Annotated in this window: 25 protein-coding genes; 22 read left to right on the top strand and 3 right to left on the bottom strand. The window is 71.7% G+C overall.

The genetic code is table 11. The features are described from left to right. The first annotated feature begins 4 nt into the window (after positions 1-4). The 5 genes from O7605_RS09245 to O7605_RS09225 all read left to right on the top strand — a co-directional run bounded on the left by O7605_RS09245 (position 5) and on the right by O7605_RS09225 (position 3,868). Entirely contained in the window at positions 5-487 is a 483-nt protein-coding gene (locus O7605_RS09245; RefSeq protein ID WP_269738788.1) for a UDP-N-acetylglucosamine--LPS N-acetylglucosamine transferase, read from the top strand. A gap of 119 nt (positions 488-606) precedes the next feature. Beyond that, complete coding sequence (locus O7605_RS09240) at positions 607-1,173, top strand: glycosyltransferase (RefSeq protein ID WP_269742574.1); 567 nt, start codon at positions 607-609, stop codon at positions 1,171-1,173. Beyond that, positions 1,170-2,090, top strand: a complete 921-nt coding sequence (locus O7605_RS09235) for a glycosyltransferase family 2 protein (protein ID WP_269738787.1) — start codon at positions 1,170-1,172, stop codon at positions 2,088-2,090. Before O7605_RS09240 ends, O7605_RS09235 begins: the two co-directional genes overlap by 4 nt. 87 nt (positions 2,091-2,177) lie before the next feature. Next, a complete protein-coding gene (aroC, locus tag O7605_RS09230; protein ID WP_269738786.1) occupies positions 2,178-3,356 on the top strand; it encodes a chorismate synthase in 1,179 nt (392 codons plus the stop codon). Then, complete coding sequence (locus O7605_RS09225) at positions 3,353-3,868, top strand: shikimate kinase (protein WP_269738785.1); 516 nt, start codon at positions 3,353-3,355, stop codon at positions 3,866-3,868. Before aroC ends, O7605_RS09225 begins: the two co-directional genes overlap by 4 nt. Before the next feature lie 48 nt (positions 3,869-3,916). Here O7605_RS09225 and O7605_RS09220 read toward each other — a convergent pair whose 3' ends face one another. Continuing rightward, positions 3,917-4,732 carry a cytochrome c oxidase assembly protein gene (locus O7605_RS09220; protein ID WP_269738784.1) on the bottom strand — a complete coding sequence of 272 codons (816 nt, stop codon included), beginning with the start codon at positions 4,730-4,732 and terminating at the stop codon, positions 3,917-3,919. Further along, positions 4,729-5,277 carry a DUF2243 domain-containing protein gene (locus tag O7605_RS09215; RefSeq protein WP_164445176.1) on the bottom strand — a complete coding sequence of 183 codons (549 nt, stop codon included), beginning with the start codon at positions 5,275-5,277 and terminating at the stop codon, positions 4,729-4,731. The genes O7605_RS09220 and O7605_RS09215 overlap by 4 nt, the downstream gene beginning before the upstream one ends. Before the next feature lie 132 nt (positions 5,278-5,409). Between O7605_RS09215 and aroB the strand changes: the two genes are divergently transcribed. The 4 genes from aroB to nusB all read left to right on the top strand — a co-directional run bounded on the left by aroB (position 5,410) and on the right by nusB (position 8,544). Continuing rightward, positions 5,410-6,486 (top strand): 3-dehydroquinate synthase, encoded by a 1,077-nt coding sequence (gene aroB, locus O7605_RS09210; RefSeq protein WP_269738783.1) that lies wholly within the window; start codon positions 5,410-5,412, stop codon positions 6,484-6,486. Between the two features lie 26 nt (positions 6,487-6,512). Beyond that, complete coding sequence (gene aroQ, locus O7605_RS09205) at positions 6,513-6,953, top strand: type II 3-dehydroquinate dehydratase (RefSeq protein WP_269742573.1); 441 nt, start codon at positions 6,513-6,515, stop codon at positions 6,951-6,953. A gap of 599 nt (positions 6,954-7,552) precedes the next feature. Continuing rightward, positions 7,553-8,110, top strand: a complete 558-nt coding sequence (gene efp, locus O7605_RS09200) for an elongation factor P (protein WP_169599241.1) — start codon at positions 7,553-7,555, stop codon at positions 8,108-8,110. A 23-nt stretch (positions 8,111-8,133) separates the two neighbouring features. Beyond that, positions 8,134-8,544, top strand: a complete 411-nt coding sequence (gene nusB, locus O7605_RS09195) for a transcription antitermination factor NusB (RefSeq protein WP_170863437.1) — start codon at positions 8,134-8,136, stop codon at positions 8,542-8,544. 98 nt (positions 8,545-8,642) lie between these two features. Here the strand turns inward: nusB and bldD are convergent, their stop codons facing one another. Continuing rightward, positions 8,643-9,131 (bottom strand): transcriptional regulator BldD, encoded by a 489-nt coding sequence (gene bldD / locus O7605_RS09190; RefSeq protein ID WP_007458348.1) that lies wholly within the window; start codon positions 9,129-9,131, stop codon positions 8,643-8,645. A 316-nt stretch (positions 9,132-9,447) separates the two neighbouring features. Here bldD and pyrR point away from each other — a divergent pair, with 316 nt between their 5' ends. The 13 genes from pyrR (at position 9,448) to metK (ending at position 24,276) form a co-directional block, all read left to right on the top strand. After that, entirely contained in the window at positions 9,448-10,035 is a 588-nt protein-coding gene (gene pyrR / locus O7605_RS09185) for a bifunctional pyr operon transcriptional regulator/uracil phosphoribosyltransferase PyrR (protein WP_269738782.1), read from the top strand. Next, the gene (locus O7605_RS09180) at positions 10,032-10,958 is read left to right on the top strand and encodes an aspartate carbamoyltransferase catalytic subunit (protein ID WP_269738781.1); all 927 of its coding nucleotides are present in this window, start codon (positions 10,032-10,034) and stop codon (positions 10,956-10,958) included. Before pyrR ends, O7605_RS09180 begins: the two co-directional genes overlap by 4 nt. A gap of 55 nt (positions 10,959-11,013) precedes the next feature. Beyond that, complete coding sequence (locus O7605_RS09175) at positions 11,014-12,291, top strand: dihydroorotase (RefSeq protein ID WP_269738780.1); 1,278 nt, start codon at positions 11,014-11,016, stop codon at positions 12,289-12,291. 55 nt (positions 12,292-12,346) lie between these two features. Then, a complete protein-coding gene (carA, locus tag O7605_RS09170) occupies positions 12,347-13,507 on the top strand; it encodes a glutamine-hydrolyzing carbamoyl-phosphate synthase small subunit (RefSeq protein WP_269738779.1) in 1,161 nt (386 codons plus the stop codon). Continuing rightward, entirely contained in the window at positions 13,500-16,892 is a 3,393-nt protein-coding gene (carB, locus tag O7605_RS09165) for a carbamoyl-phosphate synthase large subunit (RefSeq protein WP_269738778.1), read from the top strand. The genes carA and carB overlap by 8 nt, the downstream gene beginning before the upstream one ends. 97 nt (positions 16,893-16,989) lie before the next feature. Further along, the gene (locus O7605_RS09160; protein ID WP_269742572.1) at positions 16,990-18,030 is read left to right on the top strand and encodes a quinone-dependent dihydroorotate dehydrogenase; all 1,041 of its coding nucleotides are present in this window, start codon (positions 16,990-16,992) and stop codon (positions 18,028-18,030) included. Between the two features lie 113 nt (positions 18,031-18,143). Continuing rightward, entirely contained in the window at positions 18,144-19,418 is a 1,275-nt protein-coding gene (locus O7605_RS09155; RefSeq protein ID WP_269738777.1) for an adenosylmethionine--8-amino-7-oxononanoate transaminase, read from the top strand. 149 nt (positions 19,419-19,567) lie between these two features. Next, positions 19,568-20,404 (top strand): orotidine-5'-phosphate decarboxylase, encoded by an 837-nt coding sequence (gene pyrF / locus O7605_RS09150; protein WP_269738776.1) that lies wholly within the window; start codon positions 19,568-19,570, stop codon positions 20,402-20,404. A 171-nt stretch (positions 20,405-20,575) separates the two neighbouring features. Further along, a complete protein-coding gene (gene mihF / locus O7605_RS09145; RefSeq protein ID WP_007458370.1) occupies positions 20,576-20,893 on the top strand; it encodes an integration host factor, actinobacterial type in 318 nt (105 codons plus the stop codon). A gap of 25 nt (positions 20,894-20,918) precedes the next feature. Next, the gene (locus tag O7605_RS09140) at positions 20,919-21,452 is read left to right on the top strand and encodes a guanylate kinase (protein ID WP_269738775.1); all 534 of its coding nucleotides are present in this window, start codon (positions 20,919-20,921) and stop codon (positions 21,450-21,452) included. Positions 21,453-21,505: 53 nt separating this feature from the next. Next, on the top strand, positions 21,506-21,769 hold the full coding sequence (rpoZ, locus tag O7605_RS09135) for a DNA-directed RNA polymerase subunit omega (RefSeq protein ID WP_030335666.1): 264 nt from the start codon (positions 21,506-21,508) through the stop codon (positions 21,767-21,769). Between the two features lie 14 nt (positions 21,770-21,783). Next, entirely contained in the window at positions 21,784-22,995 is a 1,212-nt protein-coding gene (gene coaBC / locus O7605_RS09130) for a bifunctional phosphopantothenoylcysteine decarboxylase/phosphopantothenate--cysteine ligase CoaBC (protein WP_269738774.1), read from the top strand. An 87-nt stretch (positions 22,996-23,082) separates the two neighbouring features. Beyond that, positions 23,083-24,276: a methionine adenosyltransferase gene (gene metK, locus O7605_RS09125; RefSeq protein WP_269738773.1), complete on the top strand. Its 1,194-nt coding sequence runs from the start codon at positions 23,083-23,085 to the stop codon at positions 24,274-24,276. The last annotated feature ends 27 nt before the right edge of the window (positions 24,277-24,303 follow it).

Here is a 24,303-nt window from a genome sequence, read left to right as displayed (position 1 = left end):
TCGCGTGGACAACAACAAACTGGGAGCCGATCAGCAGCCGGTGCTGCTGCTGGTCGGGTCGAGCGGAGGGCACCTGGCGCAGTTGCTCGCCCTGCGGCCCTGGTACGAGACCTGGCGGCGATGCTGGGTCACCTTCGACACGCCGGAGGCGCTGTCGCTCCTGGCCGGGGAGGACGTCGTCCCGGCGTACCATCCCACCACCCGCCACCTGGGCAACCTGCTGCGCAACGCGTGGCTGGCCGTCCGGGTGCTGCGGCGACGGCGGGTCGCCGCGGTGGTCACCACCGGCGCGGGCGTGGCGGTGCCGTTCGTCGTGCTGGCCCGGCTGCGCCGCATCCCGACGGTCTACATCGAGGTCTACGACCGGATCGACACACCGACGCTGACCGCCCGGCTGTGCCGGCCGTTCCTGTCGGCGATGCTCGTGCAGTGGGAGGAGCAGCGCCGCCAGTACCCGGAGGCCACCGTCGTGGGGACGCTGCTGTGAGCGGCGACGCGCCCGGTGACGGGCACCGCGCCACGCCGCTGCGCCCTCGCCCGGCCCCCGACGAGCCGACGGTACGCGTACCGGAGCCCCGCGAGCCGCGCACCGACGGTCGGCCACAGGTGCTGGTGGCCGTCGGCACCGACAAGCATCCGTTCGACCGGCTGGTCGACTGGCTGCGCCACTGGCACGACGAGATCGCCGGCGAGGTCCGGCTGACCGTGCAGCACGGACACACCCGGGCCGCGGACCTACCCGACGCGGTGCCGTTCCTCGGCCACGCCGAGTTGCAGGCGGCGATGGCCCGGGCCGACCTGGTGGTCTGCCACGGTGGCCCGGCCACCATCCTGGAGGCCCGCCGGCACGGACACCTGCCGATCGTGGTGCCCCGCGACCCGACCCGTGGCGAGCACGTCGACGACCATCAGCTGTTGTTCGCCCGCCGGCTCGGCGCGGCCGGCCTGGTGGCGCTCTGCGAGTCCCGGCAGGAGTTGCTGGACACGCTGACCAGCGGTCTCGCCGACCGGGACCGGTTCACCGTCGCCGTAAACGCCGACGCGGCCGACGGGCGGCGGGCCGCGGTGCGGCGGGTGGGCGTGATCGTCGAGGACCTGGTGGCCGCCGCGCAGCGGCAGCACCGACCCTGGTGGCGGCCGTGGCACGGCCCGAACGGAAGGCGGAAGCTGTGACCCGGTACCCGAGCGTGAGCGCGGTGGTGCCCACCCGCGACCGGCCCGAGCTGCTGCGGGCCGCGGTACGGGCCATCGTCGCCCAGGACTACCCGGCTCCGGTCGAGGTGGTCGTGGTGTACGACCAGTCCGAACCGGACGCCTCCCTGGCCGAGCTGTCGGCTCCGGACCGGCCGGTGCGGGTGGTCACCAACTCGCGGACCCCGGGCCTGGCCGGCGCGCGCAACACCGGCACCCTGGCCGCCACCGGTGAGCTGGTCGCCTTCTGCGACGACGACGACGAGTGGCTGCCCGGCAAGCTGCGCGCCCAGGTCGACGCCCTGAACGCGGTGCCCGGTGCCGAGTTCGTCAGCTGCGGCATCCGGGTCAGCTACGACGGGCACACCGTCGAGCGGGTGCTGGACCGCGACTCGATCAGCCTGGCCGAGCTGCTGCGGGACCGGATGACCGAGCTGCACCCGTCGACCTTCGTCATCCGGGCGTCGGCGCTGCGCGACGGGTTTGGGCTCGTCGACGAGGAGATCCCCGGCAGCTACGCCGAGGACTACGAGTTCCTGCTCCGGGCCGCCCGCAGCGCCCCGCTGGTCAACCTGCGCACTCCGTACGTGGTGGTGCGCTGGCACAAGCGGTCCTACTTCGCGCAGCGGTGGGACACCATCTCCGAGGCGCTGCAGTGGCTGCTGGACCGCTATCCCGAGTTCGCCAGCCAACCGGCGGGACAGGCCCGGGTCACCGGGCAGATCGCCTTCGCCCGCGCGGCGTCGGGCGACTCCCGGGGTGCGGTGCGCTGGGCCCGGCAGACCATCCGGCACAACCCACGCGAGCCCCGGGCCTACCTGGCCCTGGCGGTCGCCGGGCGGGTGGTCCGCGCCGACACGGTGCTGCGTACCCTGCACCGACGCGGCCGAGGCATCTGACCCGCCCGCGCCGCCCGTCGCGTCCGGAAGGCGGGACGCGCCGGGCGGCGCGGGGCGCCGGGCTCCGGGCGTGACAGACTCATGCCTGTGTTGCGTTGGTTGACCGCAGGGGAATCGCACGGACCCGCTCTCGTCGCGTTGCTGGAGGGGGTGCCGGCCGGTGTCGAGGTGACCTCCACCGACATCGCCGGGGAGCTGGCCCGCCGCCGGCTCGGCTACGGCCGGGGTGCCCGGATGGCCTTCGAGCAGGACGAGATCGAGATCATCGGCGGCCTGCGGCACGGCGTCACCCTGGGCAGCCCGGTCGCCGTCCGGGTCGGCAACTCCGAGTGGCCCAAGTGGCGCACCGTGATGGCCGCCGACCCGGTCGACCCCGACGAGTTGGCCCGGCAGGCCCGCAACGCGCCGCTGACCCGGCCCCGGCCCGGCCACGCCGACCTGGCCGGCATGCAGAAGTACGGCCACACCGACGCGCGGCCGATCCTGGAGCGGGCCAGCGCGCGGGAGACCGCCGCCCGGGTCGCCGTCGGCACGGTGGCCAAGGCGCTGGTGCGCCAGGCCCTCGGCATCGAGATCGTCTCGCACGTGGTCGAGCTGGGCCCGATCGGCGTCAAGCCGGGGCTGCGGCCCCGGCCGGAGGACGCCGAGCGGATCGACGCCGACCCGCTGCGCTGCCTCGACCCGGAGGCCAGCGCCCGGATGGTCGCCGAGGTCGACGCCGCGAAGAAGGCTGCCGACACCCTCGGCGGCGTGGTCGAGGTGCTGGCGTACGGCGTACCGCCCGGTCTGGGCAGCCACGTGCAGTGGGACCGCAAGCTCGACGCCCGGCTGGCCACCGCGCTGATGTCGATCCAGGCGATCAAGGGTGTGGAGATCGGCGACGGCTGGCAGCAGGCCCGGTCCCGGGGTTCCGAGGCGCACGACGAGATCATGCCCACCGCCACCGGCGTCCGCCGGGTCACCGACCGGGCCGGCGGCCTGGAGGGCGGCATCACCACCGGTGAGCCACTGCGGGTGAAGGCGGCGATGAAGCCGATCTCCTCGCTGAACCGGGCGCTGGCCACGGTGGACGTGACGACCGGTGAGCCGGCCACCGCCATCAACCAGCGCTCCGACGTCTGCGCGGTGCCGGCCGCCGCCGTGGTCGCCGAGGCGATGGTGGCGCTGGTGCTGGCGGAGGCCGCGGTGGAGAAGTTCGGTGGTGACTCGGTCGCCGAGATGCGCCGCAACCTGGCCGGTTACCTCGACGCGCTGGTGATCCGGTGACCGCTCCGACCCGACCGGTCTGTGTGCTGGTCGGCGCGCCCGGCTCGGGCAAGACCACCATCGGGCAGGGCTTGGCCGAGACGCTCGGCGTCGAGTTCCGGGACACCGACGCCGACATCGAGCGCCTCGCCGGCAAGCCGATCCCGGAGATCTTCGTCGACGAGGGTGAGGCGCACTTCCGTACCCTCGAACGGGCGGCGCTGGCCGCGGCGCTGGCCTGCTGCTCCGGGGTGCTCGCCCTCGGCGGCGGCGCGATCCTGGCCGAGGAGAACCGGGCCGCACTCGTCGGTCACCGGGTGGTGCACCTCTCCGTCGAGCTGCCGGACGCGGTGAAGCGGGTGGGTCTCGGCGTCGGTCGGCCGCTGTTGGCGATCAACCCCCGGGCCACCCTCAAACACCTGATGGACCAGCGTCGGCCGCTCTACGCCGAGGTCGCCACCGCCACGGTCGTCACCGACGGCCGCACCCCCGAGGAGATCGTCGCCGAGATCGTCGCCTTGCTGAAGCGGTAGCGCGGACGCCCCGGGCAACGTCTGCGGTCGCGCGCGAGCCGGCTCGGATCAGGAGCCGACGGTGACGGCGGTGCCGACGGTCCGGCGACGTGGTCCGGGACGCCAGGTGGTCAGCAGGGCCAGGGCGAGCAGGATCTCGGCGAGGTCGCCGCCGTAGTACATCACCGTCGCGCCGGCGCGCAGCTGCTCCGCGGTCGCCGGCACGTCGACCAGCAGACCCGCGTACATCAGTTGGGCGAGGCTGGCGTGGGCGACCACGGCCGCGCCGAGCACCACCAGCCGGACCGGTACCCGGGCCCGGTGCGGGTAGGGTTCCGGGCCGGCGATCGACCAGGTGAACAGCAGCCCGCTGAGCAGGAAGTGCAGGTTGACCAGGTCGTGCAGGGCCGCGCTGTCGAGGGTGGCCCGGTACAGCGGGGTGAGGTAGAGCAGCCACAGCCCGCCGGCGGTGAGCAGCAGCCCGGTGACCGGGTGGGTCAGCGGTCGCAGCGCCGGATGGCTCAGCCTGCGCAGTGCCGTCCGGCCGGTCCGCCGGTCGAGGCAGCGCAAGGTCAGGACGCCGGGTGCGCCGAGCACCAGCCCCAGCGGCGCCAGCATGCCGAGCAGCAGGTGCTGCCACATGTGTCCGGCGAAATCGTCGGTCGGCACCAGCAGCCCGGTGGCGAGCAGGGCGCACCCGGCGGCGAAGGCGGCCGTGCGCCAGTGGCTCCAGCCGGGCCGGTCGGGGGCGCGTTGCCGCAGTGCGGCGGCCAGGTAGAGCCAGCCGGCCAGCAGCGGTACGAGCAGCGCCGGACCGACCGTGGTGCCGTGCTCGGTGCCGTGCGCCGAGACCAGGGCCGGGCCCACCACCAGCGGCGGGCTCACCCCGGTCGGCCCCGGGTCCGCGTCCGCCGCTCGTCGGCACCCGCGTCGACGGCGGTGGCGCGGCGCTGCACGAGCCAGCCGACGACGATCAGCACCACGCCCAACGCGAGGAAGCCCAGATCCCACCAGAGCTGATGTTCGCCGGCGCGGACGTGGTGGATGCCCAGGATGTGGTGGTCGATGACGCCTTCGATCAGGTTGAACAGCCCCCACCCGATCAGCGCCCAGCCCCACAGCATGGGCGAGCGCCAGAGCCGGCCCCGGGAGCGGGTCACCCGCGAGTAGAGCATCGCGAGGCCGGTGAGGACGGCCACCCAGGCCACCACGTGGAACAGACCGTCCCAGACGGTGTTCATCTCCAGCCCCGCGACGGTGTCCACCGGGTACTCGCGTACCCCGATGTTGTCGCTGCCGGTGCTGCTGAGCATGTGGTGCCACTGGAAGACCTGGTGCAGCAGGATGCCGTCGACGAAGCCGCCGAGGCCGAAGCCGAGGATGGTGGCGGGCAGCCGGATGTCCGCACCGTCGATCGTCCGCCCGCTCATGTCGACTCCCTCTCGCCCGTAGCCCCCGGCTGCCCGTGCCCGTTGTGCTCATCCCTAAACGTTGTTCCACCCCTCGGGCACCCCGGTGGCGGCGCGGGTCGGATCGGTGGTGGGTGGGCTAGGCTCCCGGCGATGGACGAGGTGACCCGGATCCCGGTCGGCGGCGACCGACCGTACGACGTGCTGGTCGGCCGCGACCTGCTCGGTGCGCTGCCTGGTCTGCTGCCCGACGCCACCCGGGCGGCGGTGCTGCACACGCCGCCCCTGAAGGAACTGGCCGACGCGGTCGGCGCCGGCCTGGCGGCGGCCGGGGTGACGCCCCTGCCGATCGAGGTACCCGACGCCGAGGCCGGCAAGCATGTCGACGTCGCGGCGCAGTGCTGGGACCGGCTCGGCGAGGCGGGGTTCACCCGTACCGACGCGGTGGTCGGTATCGGTGGCGGTGCCGTCACCGACCTGGCCGGGTTCGTGGCGGCGTGCTGGCTGCGCGGGGTGCGCTGGGTGCCGGTGGCCACCTCGTTGCTCGGCATGGTCGACGCGGCGGTCGGCGGCAAGACCGGGATCAACACCGCCGCCGGCAAGAACCTCGTCGGTGCCTTCCACCCGCCGGTCGGTGTGCTGGCCGACCTCGCCACGCTGGACAGCCTCCCGTCGGCCGACCTGGCCGCCGGCCTGGCCGAGGTGGTCAAGTGCGGCTTCATCGCCGATCCGGTCATCCTCGACCTGATCGAGGCCGATCCGGCCGCCGCGACCGACCCCGCCGGGCCGGTCACCCGGGAGCTGATCGAGCGGGCCATCCAGGTCAAGGCCGACGTGGTCGCGGGGGACCTGCGGGAGTCGGGCGTACGGGAGGTGCTCAACTACGGGCACACGCTGGCCCACGCGATCGAGAAGGTCGAGGGGTACCGCTGGCGGCACGGTCACGCGGTGTCGGTCGGCCTGGTGTACGCCGCCGAGCTGGCCCGCCTCGCCGGCCGGTTGGACGCGGCCACCGCGGCGCGGCACCGTGCGGTGCTGACGGCGCTCGACCTGCCGACCGGTTACCACGCCGACGCGTGGTCCCGCCTGCTGGCCACCATGCGGGTGGACAAGAAGGCCCGGGGCAGTCGGCTGCGTTTCGTGGTGCTCGACGGGTTGGCCCGCCCGGCGATCCTCGACGGCCCGGACGACGACCTGCTGCACTCCGCCTACGCCGCCGTGTCCGGGTGAGCGCGAACGGAGATGCCTCGGTGAGCATGAAGGTGTACGTGCTCAACGGACCGAACCTGGGCCGGTTGGGCACCCGCCAGGTCGACGTCTACGGAGTGACCAGCTACGCCGACCTGGTGGAACTGTGCGAGACAACCGGTCGTGACCTCGGGCTGGACGTCGTCGTGCGGCAAACCGACGCCGAGCACGAGTTGCTCGGCTGGCTGCACGCCGCCGCCGACGAGGGTGCCGCCGTGGTGCTCAACCCGGCGGCCTGGTCGCACTACTCGATCGCGGTGCGGGACGCCTGCGCGATGCTTCGTGGGCCGCTGGTGGAGGTGCACATCTCCAACATCCATGCCCGGGAGGAGTTCCGCCACCACTCGGTCGTCTCGGCGGTGGCGACCGGCGTGATCTGCGGACTGGGCGTCGACGGCTACCGCCTCGCCCTGCACCACCTGGCCAACCGCCGCGACCAGCCCGCCTGAGTCCGGCTCCGCCTCAGTCCGGCTCCGCCTCAGTCCGGCGCGGCCTCAGTCCGGCCCCGCCTGAGTCCGGCTCGGCTGGCGTGCGTCCCGCCTCGCGCCCAGCCCGGCTGACACCTTCCAACGCCTCATGCGCACCGCCCACTACGTTTGGTGTCGCATACCCTCGGTGACGAGCCGGCGCCCCCACCCACCTTCCCTCGCGGTCCTTTGCTCTGCTTCAACCCACGCACTAGCGGCTGACCAGCATCTTCCTGACGCGGTGAGGCGACGATGTGAGGCGTTGCTGTCACGGAACGTGACTGTTGCGTGGGTTGAAGCAGAGCAAAGGGGCCAACCTGGTAGTGAGGGTGGGGACGGAGCATTACCGACTGTGCCAGGCACGGCGTGCAAACCGTGCGTGTCACGCCGGACCGCGCCGGACCGCGCCCGACCGTGCCGGACCGTGCCGGACCGCGCCGGACCTCGTCACGCCGTGTGGACTGCGGAGGGACGGGCCGGACGGGGGTGGGCGGCCAGCAGCGGGCGACGGCGGTCGGCGGGTCGGGGAGCGGCTAGTAGACTTGCCAGGTCTGTCCGCCAAATGATGATCAAGGCAGGAAATGGCCACCACCAACGACCTGAAGAACGGCCTGGTACTCAACCTCGACGGGGAGCTCTGGGCCGTCGTCGAGTTCCAGCACGTCAAGCCCGGTAAGGGTGGTGCGTTTGTGCGTACCACGCTGAAGAACGTGCTCTCCGGCAAGGTGGTCGACAAGACCTTCAACGCGGGCACCAAGGTCGAGACCGCGACCGTGGACAAGCGCACGATGCAGTATCTCTACGCCGACGGCGAGGACTACGTCTTCATGGACATGGAGACGTTCGACCAGATCACGGTGCTCGGCGGGACGGTCGGCGAGGCCGCCAACTACCTGCTGCCCGAGGCCGAGGCGATCGTGGCCACCCACGAGGGCGTGCCGCTCTACATCGAGCTGCCGACCTCGGTGGTGCTGGAGGTCACCTACACCGAGCCGGGTCTGCAGGGGGACCGGTCCACCGGTGGCAACAAGCCGGCGACGGTGGAGACGGGTGCGACCGTCCAGGTGCCGCTCTTCGTCACCACCGGCGAGAAGATCAAGGTCGACACCCGCGACGGCCGTTACCTCGGCCGCGCCTGATGTCCGAGGGTCCGAAGCAGCAGATGCCGGCGCGCCGCAAGGCGCGTAAGCGGGCGTTGGACGTGCTCTTCGAGGCCGACCTGCGTGATCGTCCGCCGGTCGAGGTGCTGGCCGGCTACGTCGAGCGGATCGAGAAGCCGCGCCCTGACCACCTGGGGTACGCGGTCGGCCTGGTCGAGGGGGTGGCCGGGCATCTGGACCGGATCGACGAGCTGATCTCCAGCTACGCCGAGGGCTGGACGCTCGACCGGATGCCGGTGGTCGACCGTAACCTCGCCCGGATCGCGGTCTACGAGCTGCTCTACCTGGACGAGATCGACGACGCGGTGGCGATCAGCGAGGCGGTGGAGCTGGCGCGGCAGATGTCGACCGACGACTCGCCGCGCTTCCTCAACGGTCTGCTCGGCCGGATCGCCGAGTACGCCACCCGCTGAGGTGGGTGGCGGTGGCCGATGACCGCCGCGCAGCTGCGACGAGAGCGACGAAAAAGGGCCCGTGCCGGATGGCACGGGCCCTTGTCGCGTGGTTGATCTCAGGAGGCGAAGAATGCCCGGGGGTCGGCGACCAGTACGCCGTGCTCGGTCAGCCGCTCGATCAGGCCGGACGGTGAGGCGTCGTAGACGATCGCGAGGGCACGCAGGTCGTCGGCGCGGATCGACAGCACCCGGCCGTTGTAGTCCCCGCGCTGCTGCTGGATGGCGCGCGCGTAGCGGGCCACGTAGGCGAGGTCCTCGCTGGCCTCGTCGTAGAGACGCTCCAGGTCAAGAACGATCTTGCTGGTGGGTTCGTGTCGCACCCCGCTGCCGTCGGGCAGCAACTCCGAGACCGGAACGCGGTAGAACTCGGCCAGCTCGGCCAGTCGGGACACCGTGACGGCCCGGTCGCCGCGCTCGTACGAGCCGACCACGACGGCCTTCCATCGCCCGTTCGACTTCTCCTCCACCCCCTGCAGGGACAGGCCCTGCTGCTGGCGGATGGAGCGCAGGCGGGCGCCCAGAGACTTGGCGTATTCAGAGGGCATTCGGACACTCCCAGTGCTGCTCGGGTTCTCCCAGCGATTCGCTACGGAGCGTGACGGTACGGGGATTCGTACACCTGGTCAAGTGGTCGCGATCTTCCCGTGGTGCACTCCGGGTGACTTGTCCGGTTTCGTCTCGCTGACTGGCCGGTCAGCCAACGGCGACGGGTGACGCCGTCGTACCTGGTGCCCGCGCGTCGAGGCGGCGACGACCACTGGTAACGTTGCCCAAGCCCCTCCGCCGGCCGCTCCCGGCCCGGCCGGGAGGTTCCGACGTCCTTTAACGACCCGTCCCGTGAGGCGGGGAAGGAGGTCCGCCGTGGCCTACCCACCGGCTGCCCAGTCGTCGCCGCCGCGACAACCCTCGGTAAAGGTGATTCTGACCAGCGCCGACCTGCACCGCGTGGTCGATCGCATCGCTCACCAGATCCTCGAGAAGACCCAGGGCGCGGCCGACACCGTGTTGCTCGGCATCCCCACCCGGGGTGCCCCCCTCGCCGACCGCCTCGCCGCCCGGATCAGTTCCTTCGAGGGCATCTCCGTGCCGGTCGGCGTGCTCGACATCACTCTCTACCGCGACGACCTGCGCCGACACGCCACCCGCGCGGTCGGCCCCACCCAGTTGCCGGCCGGTGGCATCGACGGCAAACGGGTGATCCTCGTCGATGACGTCCTCTTCTCCGGGCGGACCGTCCGGGCCGCCCTCGACGCGCTCGGCGACCTGGGGCGGCCCGCCTCGGTGCAACTCGCCGTGCTCGTCGACCGGGGGCACCGGCAGCTACCGATCCGCGCCGACTACGTCGGCAAGAACATCCCGACCGCGCTCGCCGAGAACGTCAAGGTGACGCTGGCCGAGACCGACGGCGTGGACGAGGTCCGGCTCCACGGCGAGGAGGCCTCCTCATGATCAGGCACCTGCTCTCCGGCGCGGACCTCGACGCCGACACCGCCACCCAGATCCTGGACACCGCGGCGGAGATGGCCGCGGTGGCCGGACGCGAGGTCAAGAAGCTGCCCGCGTTGCGCGGCCGGACCGTGGTCAACCTCTTCTACGAGGACTCGACCCGGACCCGGATCTCGTTCGAGGCGGCGGCCAAGCGGCTCAGCGCCGATGTGATCAACTTTTCGGCGAAGGGTTCCAGCGTCGCCAAGGGTGAGAGCCTGAAGGACACCGCGTTGACCCTGCAGGCGATGGGGGCCGACGCGGTGGTGGTTCGTCACCCCGCCTCGGGTGCCCCGCACCGCCTCGCCGACTGGGTCGACGGTTCGGTGGTCAACGCCGGCGACGGCACCCACGAGCATCCCACCCAGGCGCTGCTCGACGCGTACACGATGCGGTCCCGGCTGGGGCGGCTGGCCGGCCTGTCGGTGGCGGTGGTCGGCGACGTGCTGCACTCCCGGGTGGCGCGCTCCAACGTGTTGCTGCTGTCCACCCTCGGTGCCAAGGTGACGCTGGTCGGACCGCCCACGCTGATCCCGGTCGACATCGCCGCCGCCCTCGCTCCCGGTACCGACGTCTGCTACGACCTCGACGCGGTGCTGCCCGCCGCGGACGTGGTGATGATGCTGCGGGTGCAGCGCGAGCGGATGAACGACTCCTACTTCCCGTCCGCCCGTGAGTACGCCCGCCGGTACGGCCTGGACGGACCGCGGATGGGCCGACTGCCCGAGCACGCCATCGTCATGCACCCCGGCCCGATGAACCGGGGCATGGAGATCACGCCGGAGGTCGCGGACTCGCCCCGCTCCACCATCGTCGAACAGGTCGCCAACGGGGTCTCCGTCCGGATGGCCGTCCTCTACCTGCTGCTCGGGGGGAACAACCGGTGAGCGCGAGGAGTGAGCCGGTTCTGCGAGCCCCGCAGTCGCGAACGAAGGAAGCACAGTGAACTCGTACCTGATCAGGAACGTCAGCGTCCTCGGCGCCGCACCGACCGACCTGCTGATCCGCGACGGCGTCGTCGCCGAGACCGGCGCGGGGCTCGCCGCGCCCGACGCCACGGTGGTCGACGCCGACGGGCTGGTCGCCCTGCCCGGCCTGGTCGACCTGCACACCCACCTGCGCGAGCCCGGCCGGGAGGACGCCGAGACCGTCGAGACCGGTTCCCGGGCGGCGGCCCTCGGCGGCTACACGGCGGTCTGCGCGATGGCGAACACCTCGCCGGTGGCCGACACCGCGGGCGTGGTGGAACAGGTGTGGCGGCTCGGCCGCGAGGCCGGGCTGGTCGACGTGCAGCCGATCGGCGCGGTCACCGTCGGTCTGGCCGGCGAGCGGCTGGCCGAACTCGGCGCGATGGCCGACTCGGCGGCCCGGGTGCGGATCTTCTCCGACGACGGCCACTGCGTCGCCGACCCCCGCCTGATGCGTCGGGCGCTGGAGTACGTGAAGGCCTTCGACGGCATCATCGCCCAGCACGCCGAGGAGCCCCGGCTCACCGAGGGCGCACAGATGCACGAGGGTGAGGTCTCCACCCGGCTGGGTCTGACCGGCTGGCCGGCGGTCGCCGAGGAGGCGATCATCGCGCGGGACGTGCTGCTGGCCGAGCACGTGGGCAGCCGGCTGCACGTCTGCCACGTCTCCACCGCCGGCAGCGTCGAGGTGCTCCGCCACGCCAAGGCCCGAGGGGTACGCGTCACCGCCGAGGTGACCCCGCACCACCTGCTGCTCACCGACGCGCGTGCCGAGACCTACGACCCCGTGTTCAAGGTCAACCCGCCGCTGCGGACCGCCACCGACATCGCCGCGCTGCGGACCGCCCTGGTCGACGGAGTGATCGACATCGTCGCCACCGACCACGCCCCGCACGCCGTCGAGGACAAGGAGTGCGAGTGGGCGTACGCTCGGCCGGGCATGCTCGGGCTGGAGACGGCGCTGTCCATCGCGCTCGACGTGCTGGGTCCGCGGTGGGACCTGATCGCCGAGCGGATGTCCCGTACCCCGGCCCGGATCGCCGGGCTCACCGAGCACGGCCACGATCCGGCTCCCGGCGCGCCGGCCACCCTGACCCTGGTCGACCCGGCGGCCCGTCGGGTGATCGAGCCGGCGGAACTGGCCAGCCGTAGCCGCAACACCCCGTACGCCCGGATGACGCTGCCGGGTCGCATCGTGGCGACCTTCCTGCGTGGCGAGGCGACGGTTCTGGACGGAAAGGTTCTCCGGTGAGCGCGAGGAATGCAACGGAGCGGAGTCCCGCAGTCGCTAACGAAAGGCGGGCCCAGTGAAGCGCAGGTCGGCGATTCTCGTCCTGGAGGACGGGCGCACCTTCCACGGTGAGGCGTACGGCAGTGTCGGTGAGACCTTCGGCGAGGCGGTCTTCAACACCGGGATGACCGGTTACCAGGAGACGCTCACCGACCCGTCGTACCACCGGCAGGTGGTGGTGCAGACCGCCCCGCACATCGGCAACACCGGCGTCAACGTCGAGGACGACGAGTCGCGCCGGATCTGGGTGGCCGGCTACGTGGTGCGTGACCCGGCCCGGGTCAGCTCCAACTGGCGGGCCACCGGCGGGCTGGAGGACCGGCTGGCCACCGAGGGGGTGGTCGGCATCAGCGGCGTCGACACCCGGGCGCTGACCCGCCACCTGCGCGAACGCGGCGCGATGCGGGTGGGCGTCTCCAGTGTCGAGGACGATCCGCAGGCGCTGCTCGACCGGGTCCGCCGGTCGCCGCAGATGCTCGGCGCGGACCTCTCCGCCGAGGTGACCACCGCCACGCCGTACGTGGTCGCCGCCGAGGGCGAGCACCGGTTCACGGTGGCCGCGCTCGACCTGGGCATCAAGCGCAACGTGCCGCGCCGGCTCGCCGCGCGTGGCGTGACCACCCACGTGCTGCCGGCCCACTCGACGATCGAGGACCTGCTGGCCACCGGCGCCGACGCGGTCTTCTTCTCACCGGGCCCCGGCGACCCGGCGACCGCCGACGCTCCGGTCGCCCTGGCGCGCGAGGTGCTGCGCCGCGAGGTGCCGCTGTTCGGCATCTGCTTCGGCAGCCAGATTCTCGGCCGGGCGCTCGGCTTCGGCACCTACAAGCTCGGCTACGGCCACCGGGGCATCAACCAGCCGGTGCTCGACCGGGCCACCGGCAAGGTGGAGGTGACCAGCCACAACCACGGCTTCGCCGTGGAGGTTCCGGGTGTCCGGGCCGGGGCGGTCGTGCCGGACCAGGTGATCGACACCGAGTTCGGTGGCGTCCAGGTGTCGCACGTCTGCCTCAACGACAACGTGGTCGAGGGGCTGCGGGCGCGCGACGTGCCCGCCTTCACCGTTCAGTACCACCCGGAGGCGGCGGCCGGCCCGCACGACGCGGACTATCTCTTCGACCGCTTCGCCGAGCTGATCGACGGCCGGGCTCTCAGTGGGGGACGTACCAATGCCTAAGCGGACCGATCTCAAGCACATCCTGGTGATCGGGTCGGGACCGATCGTCATCGGACAGGCCTGCGAGTTCGACTACTCGGGGACGCAGGCGTGCCGGGTACTGCGGGCCGAGGGAATCCGGGTCAGCCTGGTCAACTCCAACCCGGCCACGATCATGACCGACCCGGAGTTCGCCGACGCCACCTACGTCGAGCCGATCACCCCGGAGTTCGTCGAGCTGGTCATCGCCAAGGAACGCCCGGACGCGGTGCTGCCCACCCTGGGCGGGCAGACCGCCCTGAACACCGCCGTGGCCCTGCACGAGGCCGGGGTGCTGGAGAAGTACGGCGTCGAGCTGATCGGCGCGAACATCGACGCGATCCGGCGCGGCGAGGACCGGCAGCTGTTCAAGGAGATCGTGGCGAAGGCCGGCGTACGCCTCGGCGTGGCCGACCCGTCGGCGCTGGTGCCACGTTCGCGGGTCTGCCACTCGATGGACGAGGTCCGGGAGACGGTCGCCGAGCTGGGCCTGCCGGTGGTGATCCGGCCGTCGTTCACCATGGGCGGCCTCGGCTCGGGCATGGCGCACACCGACGCGGACCTGGAACGCATCGCGGGCGCCGGGCTGGCCGCCAGCCCGGTGCACGAGGTGCTCATCGAGGAGAGCGTGCTCGGTTGGAAGGAGTACGAGCTCGAACTGATGCGGGACCGCCACGACAACGTGGTGGTGGTCTGCTCGATCGAGAACCTCGACCCGATGGGCGTGCACACCGGTGACAGCGTGACCGTGGCTCCGGCCATGACGCTCACCGACCGGGAGTACCAGCACCTGCGCGATCTGGGTATCGCGGTGCTGCGGGAGGTCGGCGTCGACACCGGGGGCTGCAACATCCAGTTCGCGGTGAACCCGGCCGACGGTCGCATCGTCGTCATCGAGATGAACCCTCGGGTGTCCCGCTCCTCGGCGCTGGCGTCGAAGGCGACCGGCTTCCCGATCGCGAAGATCGCCGCGAAGCTGGCCATCGGCTACACCCTCGACGAGATCCCCAACGACATCACGCGCAAGACGCCGGCCGCGTTCGAGCCGACGCTCGACTACGTGGTGGTGAAGATCCCCCGGTTCGCGTTCGAGAAGTTCCCCGGCGCGGACCCGGAGCTGACCACCACGATGAAGTCGGTCGGCGAGGCGATGAGCCTCGGGCGCAACTTCACCGAGGCGCTGAACAAGGCGATGCGCTCGATGGAAACCAAGGCCGCCGGCTTCTGGACCGTGCCCGACCCGGTCGGGGCGACCCGGGAGAACACCCTCGCCGCGCTGGCCATGCCGCACGACGGGCGGCTCTACACGGTGGAGCGGGCGTTGCGGCTGGGCGCCTCGATCGCCGAGGTCAGCGCCGCCTCCGGCGGCATCGACCCGTGGTTCCTGGACCAGGTCGCCGCCCTTGTCGAGCTGCGTGCCGAGATCGTGGCGGCACCGGTGCTGGACGCGGCGCTGCTGCGCCGGGCGAAGCGGGCCGGCCTGTCCGACCGGCAGCTGGCCGCGTTGCGCCCCGAGCTGGCCGCCGAGGACGGGGTGCGGAAGCTGCGGCACCGCCTCGGCATCCGGCCGGTCTACAAGACGGTGGACACCTGCGCCGCCGAGTTCGAGGCCATGACCCCGTACCACTACTCCTCGTACGACGAGGAGACCGAGGTGGTCGGCTCCGTGCGGCCCAAGGTGCTGATCCTGGGCTCCGGGCCGAACCGGATCGGCCAGGGCATCGAGTTCGACTACTCCTGCGTGCACGCGGTTCAGGCGCTGCGAAGCGCCCCGGTCGGGATGGCCGCTGCGTCCGCTTCCGGCGCCGCAGGCACCGGTTTCGAGACCGTGATGGTCAACTGCAACCCGGAGACCGTCTCCACCGACTACGACACCGCGGACCGGCTCTACTTCGAGCCGCTGACCTTCGAGGACGTGCTGGAGGTCTGGCACGCGGAGGACTCCTCCGGCCGGGCGGCCGGCGGGCCGGGCGTGGTCGGCGTGATCGTGCAGCTGGGCGGGCAGACCCCGCTGGGGCTGGCCCAGCGGCTCAAGGATGCCGGAGTGCCGGTGGTGGGTACCTCCCCCGAGTCGATCCACCTGGCCGAGGAGCGGGGTGCCTTCGGGTCGCTGCTGGCCCGGGCCGGCCTGCGCGCGCCGGCGCACGGCACCGCCACCTCGTACGACGAGGCGAAGGAGATCGCCGACGAGATCGGCTATCCGGTGCTGGTCCGGCCGTCGTACGTGCTCGGCGGTCGCGGCATGGAGATCGTGTACGACGACGCCACGCTGCGCGACTACATCGGCCGGGCCACCGACATCTCACCCGACCACCCGGTGCTCGTCGACAGCTTCCTCGACGACGCCATCGAGATCGACGTGGACGCGCTCTGCGACGCCGACGGCGAGGTCTACCTCGGCGGGATCATGGAGCACATCGAGGAGGCGGGCATCCACTCCGGCGACTCCTCCTGCGCCCTGCCCCCGATCACCCTGGCCAGTTCGCACGTGGCCCAGGTCCGCCGCTACACCGAGGCGATCGCCCGGGGCATCGGCGTACGCGGACTGCTCAACGTGCAGTACGCGCTCAAGGACGACGCGTTGTACGTGCTGGAGGCCAACCCGCGCGCCTCGCGTACCGTGCCGTTCGTCTCGAAGGCCACGGCGGTGCCGCTGGCCAAGGCGGCGGCCCGGATCGCCCTCGGCGCGACCCTGGCCGAGTTGCGCGCCGAGGGCATGTTGCCGGCGACCGGGGACGGTGGCTCGCTGCCGCCGGACGCCCCGATCGCGGTGAAGGAGGCGGTGCTGCCGTTCAAGCGGTTCCGTACCCCGGCCGGCAAGGGCGTGGACTCGCTGCTCGGCCCGGAGATGAAGTCGACCGGCGAGGTGATGGGGATCGACACCGCCTTCGGGCAGGCCTTCGCCAAGTCGCAGTCGGCGGCGTACGGTTCGTTGCCGACCGAGGGCAGGATCTTCGTCTCGGTGGCCAACCGGGACAAGCGCGGCATGATCTTCCCGATCAAGCGGCTGGCCGATCTCGGCTTCGACATCGTCGCGACCAGCGGTACGGCCGAGGTGCTGCGCCGGCACGGCATCGCCTGCGAGCAGGTTCCGAAGCACTACGAGGCCGGCTCCGAGGACGACGCGGTGTCGCTGATCCTCGGCGGACACGTCGCCCTGGTCGTCAACACGCCACAGGGTTCCGGTGCCAGCGCCCGCTCCGACGGTTACGAGATCCGCAGCGCGGCGGTCACCGCCGACATCCCCTGCATCACCACCGTCCCCGGCGCCGCCGCCGCCGTCATGGGCATCGAGGCCCGCATCCGCGGCGACATGCAGGTCCGCCCCCTCCAGTCCCTGCACGCCACCCTCCGGCCCGCCCAGTGACCCCCCAGCTTCCGTTGATCATGAAGTTGTTGTCTGCCGCCCCGGCGTGTCGCGACAACAACTTCATGATCGACGCATGGCGTTCGGGAGGGGTGGCGTGATTTTCGAGGGGACCGTGCGGCGGGGGTTGTTCCGGGTCGGGGGTGGCGACGCGGAGGCGGCGCACGAGTTCACCCTGCGGCGGTTGGCCACGTTGTCCCGGATGCCGGTGGCACTGGCGGCGGTGCGGGCCCGGTACGCGGTGGCCGCGCCGCGCACCGTGTTCGGAGTGCGGTTCGCGAATCCGGTCGGGCTGGCCGCCGGGATGGACAAGGACGGGGTGGCGCTGCCGGCGTGGCCGGCGCTGGGCTTCGGTTTCGTCGAGGTCGGCACGGTGACGGCGCGTCCGCAGCCGGGCAATCCCCGGCCCCGGCTGTTCCGGCTGGTCGACAGCGAGGCCGTGATCAACAGGATGGGTTTCAACAACGCCGGGGCGCAGGCGCTGGCGGACCGGCTCGCGGCGCTGCCACGTCCGCTCGGCGTACCGCTGGGCATCTCCTTGGGCAAGTCGAAGATGACGGCCCTGGAGGACGCGGTGGAGGACTACCGGGAGTCGTACCGTGCGCTGCGCGATCACGGTGACTACTTCGCGGTCAACGTCTCCTCACCGAACACCCCCGGGCTGCGCGCGTTGCAGGACCGGGGGCACCTGGACGCGCTGCTGGCGGCGTTGGTGGGGGAGAAGCCGGTGCTGGTGAAGATCGCTCCCGATCTCACCGAACCGGCCATCGCCGAGTTGCTCGAGGTGTGCCTGGCCCGAGGCGCCGCCGGTGTGATCGCCACCAACACGACCCTGGGGCGCGACGGGCTGGCCCCGGCCGACCGGGGGCGCTCCGGCGAGGCCGGTGGGCTGTCCGGCCGTCCCCTGGCCGACCGGGCGCGGCAGGTGGTCGCCTTCGTGCACGCCGAGACGGGCGGGCGACTGCCGGTGATCGGGGTGGGTGGCATCGTGGATCCCGACGACGCGACCCGGATGTTCGACGCGGGTGCCAGCCTGGTGCAGCTCTACACCGGCTTCATCTACCGTGGCCCGGCGCTGCCCCGCGCCGTCGCCCGCGCGGCCGCCGGTGCCGTACGTCCGGCCACCACCGGAGCCTGACGAACACCACCTATCTCACCACTCCCTTTGCTCTGCTTCACCCCACGCAACGGTTTCGGGGCAGAAGTTCGTGCGTCCGGTGAAGCAGAGCAAAGGGGGCAGAAGGAGGGCTGATGACGCCGGAGGAGGTGCTTGCCGCCGACGCGGCGCACGTGTGGCATCCGTACGCGGCGTTGCCGCCGGCGGTGGCGCCGTACCTGGTGGACAGCGCCGAGGGGGTGCGGCTGCGGCTGGCCGACGGCCGTGAGCTGGTCGACGGGATGTCGTCCTGGTGGGCGGCGATCCACGGCTACCGGCATCCGGTCCTGGACGCGGCCGTGATCGACCAGGTGGGTCGGATGAGTCACGTCATGTTCGGCGGGCTGACCCACGCGCCGGCCGTGGAGTTGGCCCGTACCCTGGTCGAGCTGACGCCGGACGGGCTGGAGCACGTGTTCCTGGCCGACTCCGGTTCGGTGAGTGTCGAGGTCGCCGTGAAGATGTGCCTGCAGTACCAGCGGGGCACCGGCCGGCCGCGGCGGCACCGGTTGGGCACCTGGCGGGGCGGGTACCACGGCGACACCTTCCATCCGATGAGCGTCTGCGACCCCGACGGCGGCATGCACCACCTCTGGGGGGACGTGCTGCCGCGACAGGTCTTCGCCCCGGTACCGCCGGGTGGCTTCGACAGCCCGCCGGATCCGGCGTACGAGGCGGCGCTGATCGACGCGGTCGAGCGGCACGCCCACGAGCTGGCCGCCGTGATCGTGGAGCCGGTGGTGCAGGGCGCGGGCGGCATGCGCTTCCACCATCCGCACTATCTGCGGGTGCTGCGCGAGGTGACCCGGGCACACGGAGTGCTGCTGATCTTCGACGAGATCGCCACCGGTTTCGGCCGTACCGGGACGATGTTCGCCGCCGAGCACGCCGGGGTCACCCCGGACGTGCTCTGCGTCGGCAAGGCGCTCACCGGCGGCTACCTCACCCTGGCCGCCGCGCTGTGCACGGCCGAGGTCGCGCGGGGCATCCGCGCCGGTGGTGTGCTCGCGCACGGCCCGACGTTCATGGGCAACCCGCTCGCCTGCGCGGTCGCCAACGCGTCGCTGGGCCTGCTGCGGGCCGGGAACTGGTCCGAGCGGGTGGCGCGGATCGAGCGGGGGCTGCGGTCCGGGCTGGCGCCACTGCGCGGCGCGCCGGGCGTGGTGGACGTGCGGGTGCTCGGCGCCATCGGCGTGGTCGAACTGGACCACGAGGTGGACGTCGGCGCGGCCACGGCCGCCGCGGTGGCCCAGGGGGTGTGGCTGCGTCCCTTCCGGAACCTGGTCTACACGATGCCGCCGTACGTCACCACGGACGCCGACCTGGCGACCCTGGTGACGGGTGTCGCGGCAGCGATCGCGGTGGGCTGAGTAGGCGGTCGCCGACGCTTGGCTCGATTTGAGTAGCCGTGCTCAGCAGGTGCCGGGAATTGGAGTATCCCGGCGGGGGTCTGAACCCGGCTTGCTGAGTAGGCGCGGATGGTGCAAATCCGGCACCGGACGAGAGGAAGGTACTGGCTATGGAGAGCTTCGGCGCCCGGCTGCACCGGGCAATGCGCGAGCGCGGTCCGCTCTGCGTGGGAATCGACCCACATCCGGCGCTGCTGGCCCAGTGGGGCCTCGGCGACGATGTCGCCGGCCTGGAACGATTCGCCCGGACCGTCGTGGACGCCCTCGGCGACCAGGTTGCGGTGGTCAAGCCCCAGTCGGCGTTCTTCGAGCGGTTCGGGTCTCAAGGGATGGCGGTCCTTGAGTCAACTATCCGACAGTTACGAAATCTCGGCTCGCTCGTTCTCCTCGACGCCAAGCGCGGCGACATCGGCTCGACGGTCCGCGCGTACGCGTCGGCCTACCTTGATCCATCCAGCCCCATGTATGTCGACGCGGTGACCGCGAGCCCCTTCCTGGGGGTCGGTTCGCTGGCGCCGATGTTCGAGCTGGCTGCCGAGCACGGCGGTGGCGTCTTCGTCTTGGCCCTCACCTCCAACCCCGAGGGCGCCTCGGTGCAGCGGGCGCGCAGCGCCGACGGACGTACCGTCGCGCAGACGGTTCTAGACGAGATTTCCCAGCTCAACGCGGGTGCTGAGCCGATCGGAAGCGTCGGGGCCGTGATCGGTGCCACGGTCGGGAAGACGGACTGCGACCTCTCGGCGGTGAACGGCCCGCTGCTCGCACCCGGCCTCGGCGCGCAGGGCGCCACGGCGGCGGATCTGCGGGTCGTCTTCGGCTCCGCGGTGCCCGCCGTGCTGCCCGCGTACTCCCGTGAGGTGCTGGGCGCCGGGCCCGATCCGGCGGCGTTGCGAGCCGCCGCGGACCGCGCCGTGGCCGAGTGTCGCGCGGTCCTGGCGATGTCATGACTGACTGATGACTCGGTCACTTTGTGGTGATCATCGCGCGCCCACGTTGCCGAAAGCTCCGTTGACCGCTAGTTTTCCCCGCGCTGGGAACCCCTTGGTTCACAGCGACACCACGTTTCACAGATGCGGCGGCGCGTCCCGCCCGTCGCGATAGGGACCTGAGGAGAACTGGTGCCGCTCCCGTCACTGACCCCCGAGCAGCGCGCAGCCGCGCTGGAGAAGGCTGCGGAGATCCGCAAAGCCCGTGCCGAGCTGAAGGAGCAGCTCAAGCAGGGCAAGACCACCCTCGGAGCCGTTCTTGAGCGGGCCGAGTCCGACGATGTCGTCGGCAAGCTCAAGGTGTCGGCCGTGCTGCAGGCCATGCCGGGCATCGGCAAGATCCGGGCTACTCAAATCATGGAGAAGCTCAAGATCGCCGACAGCCGCCGTCTGCGTGGCCTCGGCGAGCAGCAGCGCAAGGCCCTGCTTGGGGAGTTCGCCGCCAACTGAGCACGACTGCGGGTAGAAACAAGCAGTGAGCTTGGATGACGAGGCGCGCCCGGCGGCTCGGCTCACTGTCCTGGCTGGCCCATCCGGTGCCGGCAGGGAGAGTGTCGTCGAGCTGGTCCGGGCGCGTTCTCCGTCAGTGTGGACGCCGATCGCGGTCACCACCCGGCCCCGCCGGGACAGCGAACTGGACGGCGTCCACCGACACTTCGTCACGTCGGAGGAGTTCGACCGTCGGCTCGCCGAGGGCGAGCTGCTGGAATGGAGCCGGCTCGGCGGGTACCGGCGCGGTACGGAGATCACCCCGCTGCGCCGTCGGCTCGCCGCCGGGCAGCCGGTGCTGCTCGCACTGGACCTGGCCGGGGCGTTGCTGGTCCGGGCGGGGTGGCCGGAGGCGCGAATCGTCCTGCTCCATCCGCCCGGTCGGCTGCCGGGCCTGCCCGTGGTGGCGGCCGTCGACCTCAGCGTGTCGCACGACCGCGTCGAGCGGGTCGTGGACGAACTGGTAGGATTCATCGGTTCTTCCTTCCTGGCTCCGGCCCGGCCGCGTCCGCGCGGTTGAGCGCCGGCACCGCGCGCACGCGCGGTCCGTGCGAAAGACGCAGAGGTTCATCCGTGGGATCCATCGCCAACCCCGAAGGCATCACCAACCCGCCGATCGACGAGCTCCTGGAGAAGACGACGTCGAAGTACGCGCTTGTCATCTTCGCGGCCAAGCGCGCCCGTCAGGTGAACGCCTACTACAGCCAGCTCGGTGAGGGCCTGCTGGAGTACGTCGGCCCGCTCGTCGAGACCACTCCCCAGGAGAAGCCCCTCTCCATCGCGATGCGCGAGATCAACTCGGGCCTGCTCACCGCCGAGCCGACCGACCAGCCGTAACCTCCCGCGCGTCGATGAACGCCCGGATCGTCCTCGGCGTCGGCGGCGGGATCGCCGCCTACAAGGCGTGTGAGCTGCTGCGCCTGTTCACCGAGTCGGGCCACCAGGTGCGGGTGGTGCCCACCGCGGCCGCGTTGCGCTTCGTCGGCGCGCCGACCTGGGCGGCGCTCTCCGGGCAGTCGGTGGCCGAGGACGTCTGGTCCGACGTGCACGAGGTGCCGCACGTGCGCCTCGGTCAGCAGGCCGACCTGGTGGTGGTCGCGCCCGCCACCGCCGACCTGCTGGCCCGCGCCGCCCACGGCCTCGCCGACGACCTACTCAGCAACACCCTGCTCACCGCTCGCTGCCCGGTGCTGCTGGCGCCGGCCATGCACACCGAGATGTGGGAGCACCCCGCCACCGTCGCCAACGTCGCGACGCTACGGGCCCGAGGGATCCGGGTCGTCGAGCCGGCCGTGGGGCGACTCACCGGCGTCGACACCGGCAAGGGCCGGCTGCCGGAGCCGACGGAGATCTTCGCCGTCGCCCGCCGCGTCCTGGCCCGTGGCGTCGACGCGCCGGCCGACCTGACCGGCCGGCGGGTGGTGGTCACCGCCGGTGGCACCCGGGAACCGCTGGACCCGGTGCGCTTCCTGGGCAACAGGTCCTCCGGCAAGCAGGGCTACGCGTTCGCCCGGGCCGCGCTCGCCCGTGGTGCCCGGGTCACGCTGATCGCGGCCAACGTCGCACTGCCCGACCCGGCCGGCGCGGATCTGATCCGCGTGGGTACGACCGGGGAACTGCGGGAGGCCACGTTGAAGGCGGCGGTGGACGCCGACGTGGTGGTGATGGCGGCGGCTCCGGCCGATTTCCGCCCGGCGACGTACACGCCTGGCAAAATCAAGAAGTCGGACGACGGCACCGCACCCACCATCGAACTCGTGACCAACCCGGACATCGCCGCCGAGCTGGGTCAGCGTCGTCGGCCGGAGCAGGTGCTGGTGGTGTTCGCCGCCGAGACCAGCGACGCCGAGGCCAACGGACGGGCCAAGTTGGCCCGTAAGCGGGCCGACCTCATCGTCATCAACGAGGTCGGGCCGGACAAGGTCTTCGGCGCCGAGACCAACGCGGCCACGGTCATCAGCGTGGACGGCTCGGTCAGCCGGATGCCCGAGCGGTCCAAGGAGGACCTCGCCGACGGGGTGTGGGACCTGGTGGTCGCCCGGTTGGCCGGTAACTCCTCCTGACGGCTGGGCCCGAGACGACCGTGGACGATACCGTCGACGGTTGGTGACTAGACTGCCGCGGAACGACGTCCAAGACTTAGGAGTACCGTGACACGCCGCCTCTTCACGTCCGAATCGGTCACGGAAGGCCACCCGGACAAGATCGCCGACCAGATCAGCGACGGCATTCTCGATGCCCTGTTGACGCAGGATCCGCACAGCCGCGTGGCGGTGGAGACTCTGATCACCACCGGTCAGGTGCACGTCGCCGGTGAGGTGACGACCAAGGCGTACGCCGATATCCCGACGATCGTGCGGGAGACGATCCTCGGTATCGGTTACGACTCGTCGAAGAAGGGGTTCGACGGGGCGTCGTGCGGGGTCAGTGTCTCGATCGGCTCCCAGTCGCCGGACATCGCGCAGGGTGTGGACAACGCGTTCGAGCTGCGTACCGGGACGTCGGAGAGCGCGCTGGACGCGCAGGGCGCCGGTGACCAGGGCATGATGTTCGGCTTCGCCTGCTCGGAGACGCCCGAGCTGATGCCGTTGCCGATCGCGCTGGCGCACCGGCTGGCCCGCCGGCTCGCCGCGGTACGCAAGGACGGCACGGTGCCCTACCTGCGCCCGGACGGCAAGACGCAGGTCACCATCGAGTACGACGGTCTGCGGCCGGTGCGCCTGGACACGGTGGTGGTGTCCAGCCAGCACGCCGCGGACATCTCGTTGGAGTCGCTGCTCACCCCGGACGTGCGTGACCACGTCATCGCCCCGGAGCTGGAGAGTCTGGGGCTGGACACCGAGGGCTACCGGTTGCTGGTGAACCCGACCGGTCGGTTCGAGATCGGTGGCCCGATGGGCGACGCGGGTCTGACCGGGCGGAAGATCATCGTGGACACCTACGGTGGCTACGCCCGCCACGGTGGTGGGGCCTTCTCCGGCAAGGACCCGTCGAAGGTCGACCGGTCGGCCGCGTACGCGATGCGCTGGGTGGCCAAGAACGTGGTGGCCGCCGGTCTCGCGGAGCGGTGCGAGGTGCAGGTGGCGTACGCGATCGGCAAGGCGCACCCGGTGAGCCTGTTCGTCGAGACGTTCGGTACCGAGACGGTGCCGGTGGCCTCGATCGAGAAGGCGGTCACCGAGATCTTCGACCTGCGCCCGGCCGCCATCATCCGGGACCTGCACCTGCTGCGGCCGATCTACGCCCAGACCGCCGCCTACGGTCACTTCGGCCGCGAACTGCCCGAGCTGACCTGGGAGTCCACCGACCGCGCCGCCGACCTCAAGTCGGCCGCCGGAGCCTGACAACCACCCGGCGTGACGACCGGCGGC

Origin of the sequence: Verrucosispora sp. WMMA2121, assembly GCF_027460185.1 — a bacterium.
Taxonomy (GTDB): Bacteria; Actinomycetota; Actinomycetes; order Mycobacteriales; family Micromonosporaceae; genus Micromonospora; species Micromonospora palythoicola.
This window is presented reverse-complemented; position numbering and strand designations above follow the sequence as displayed.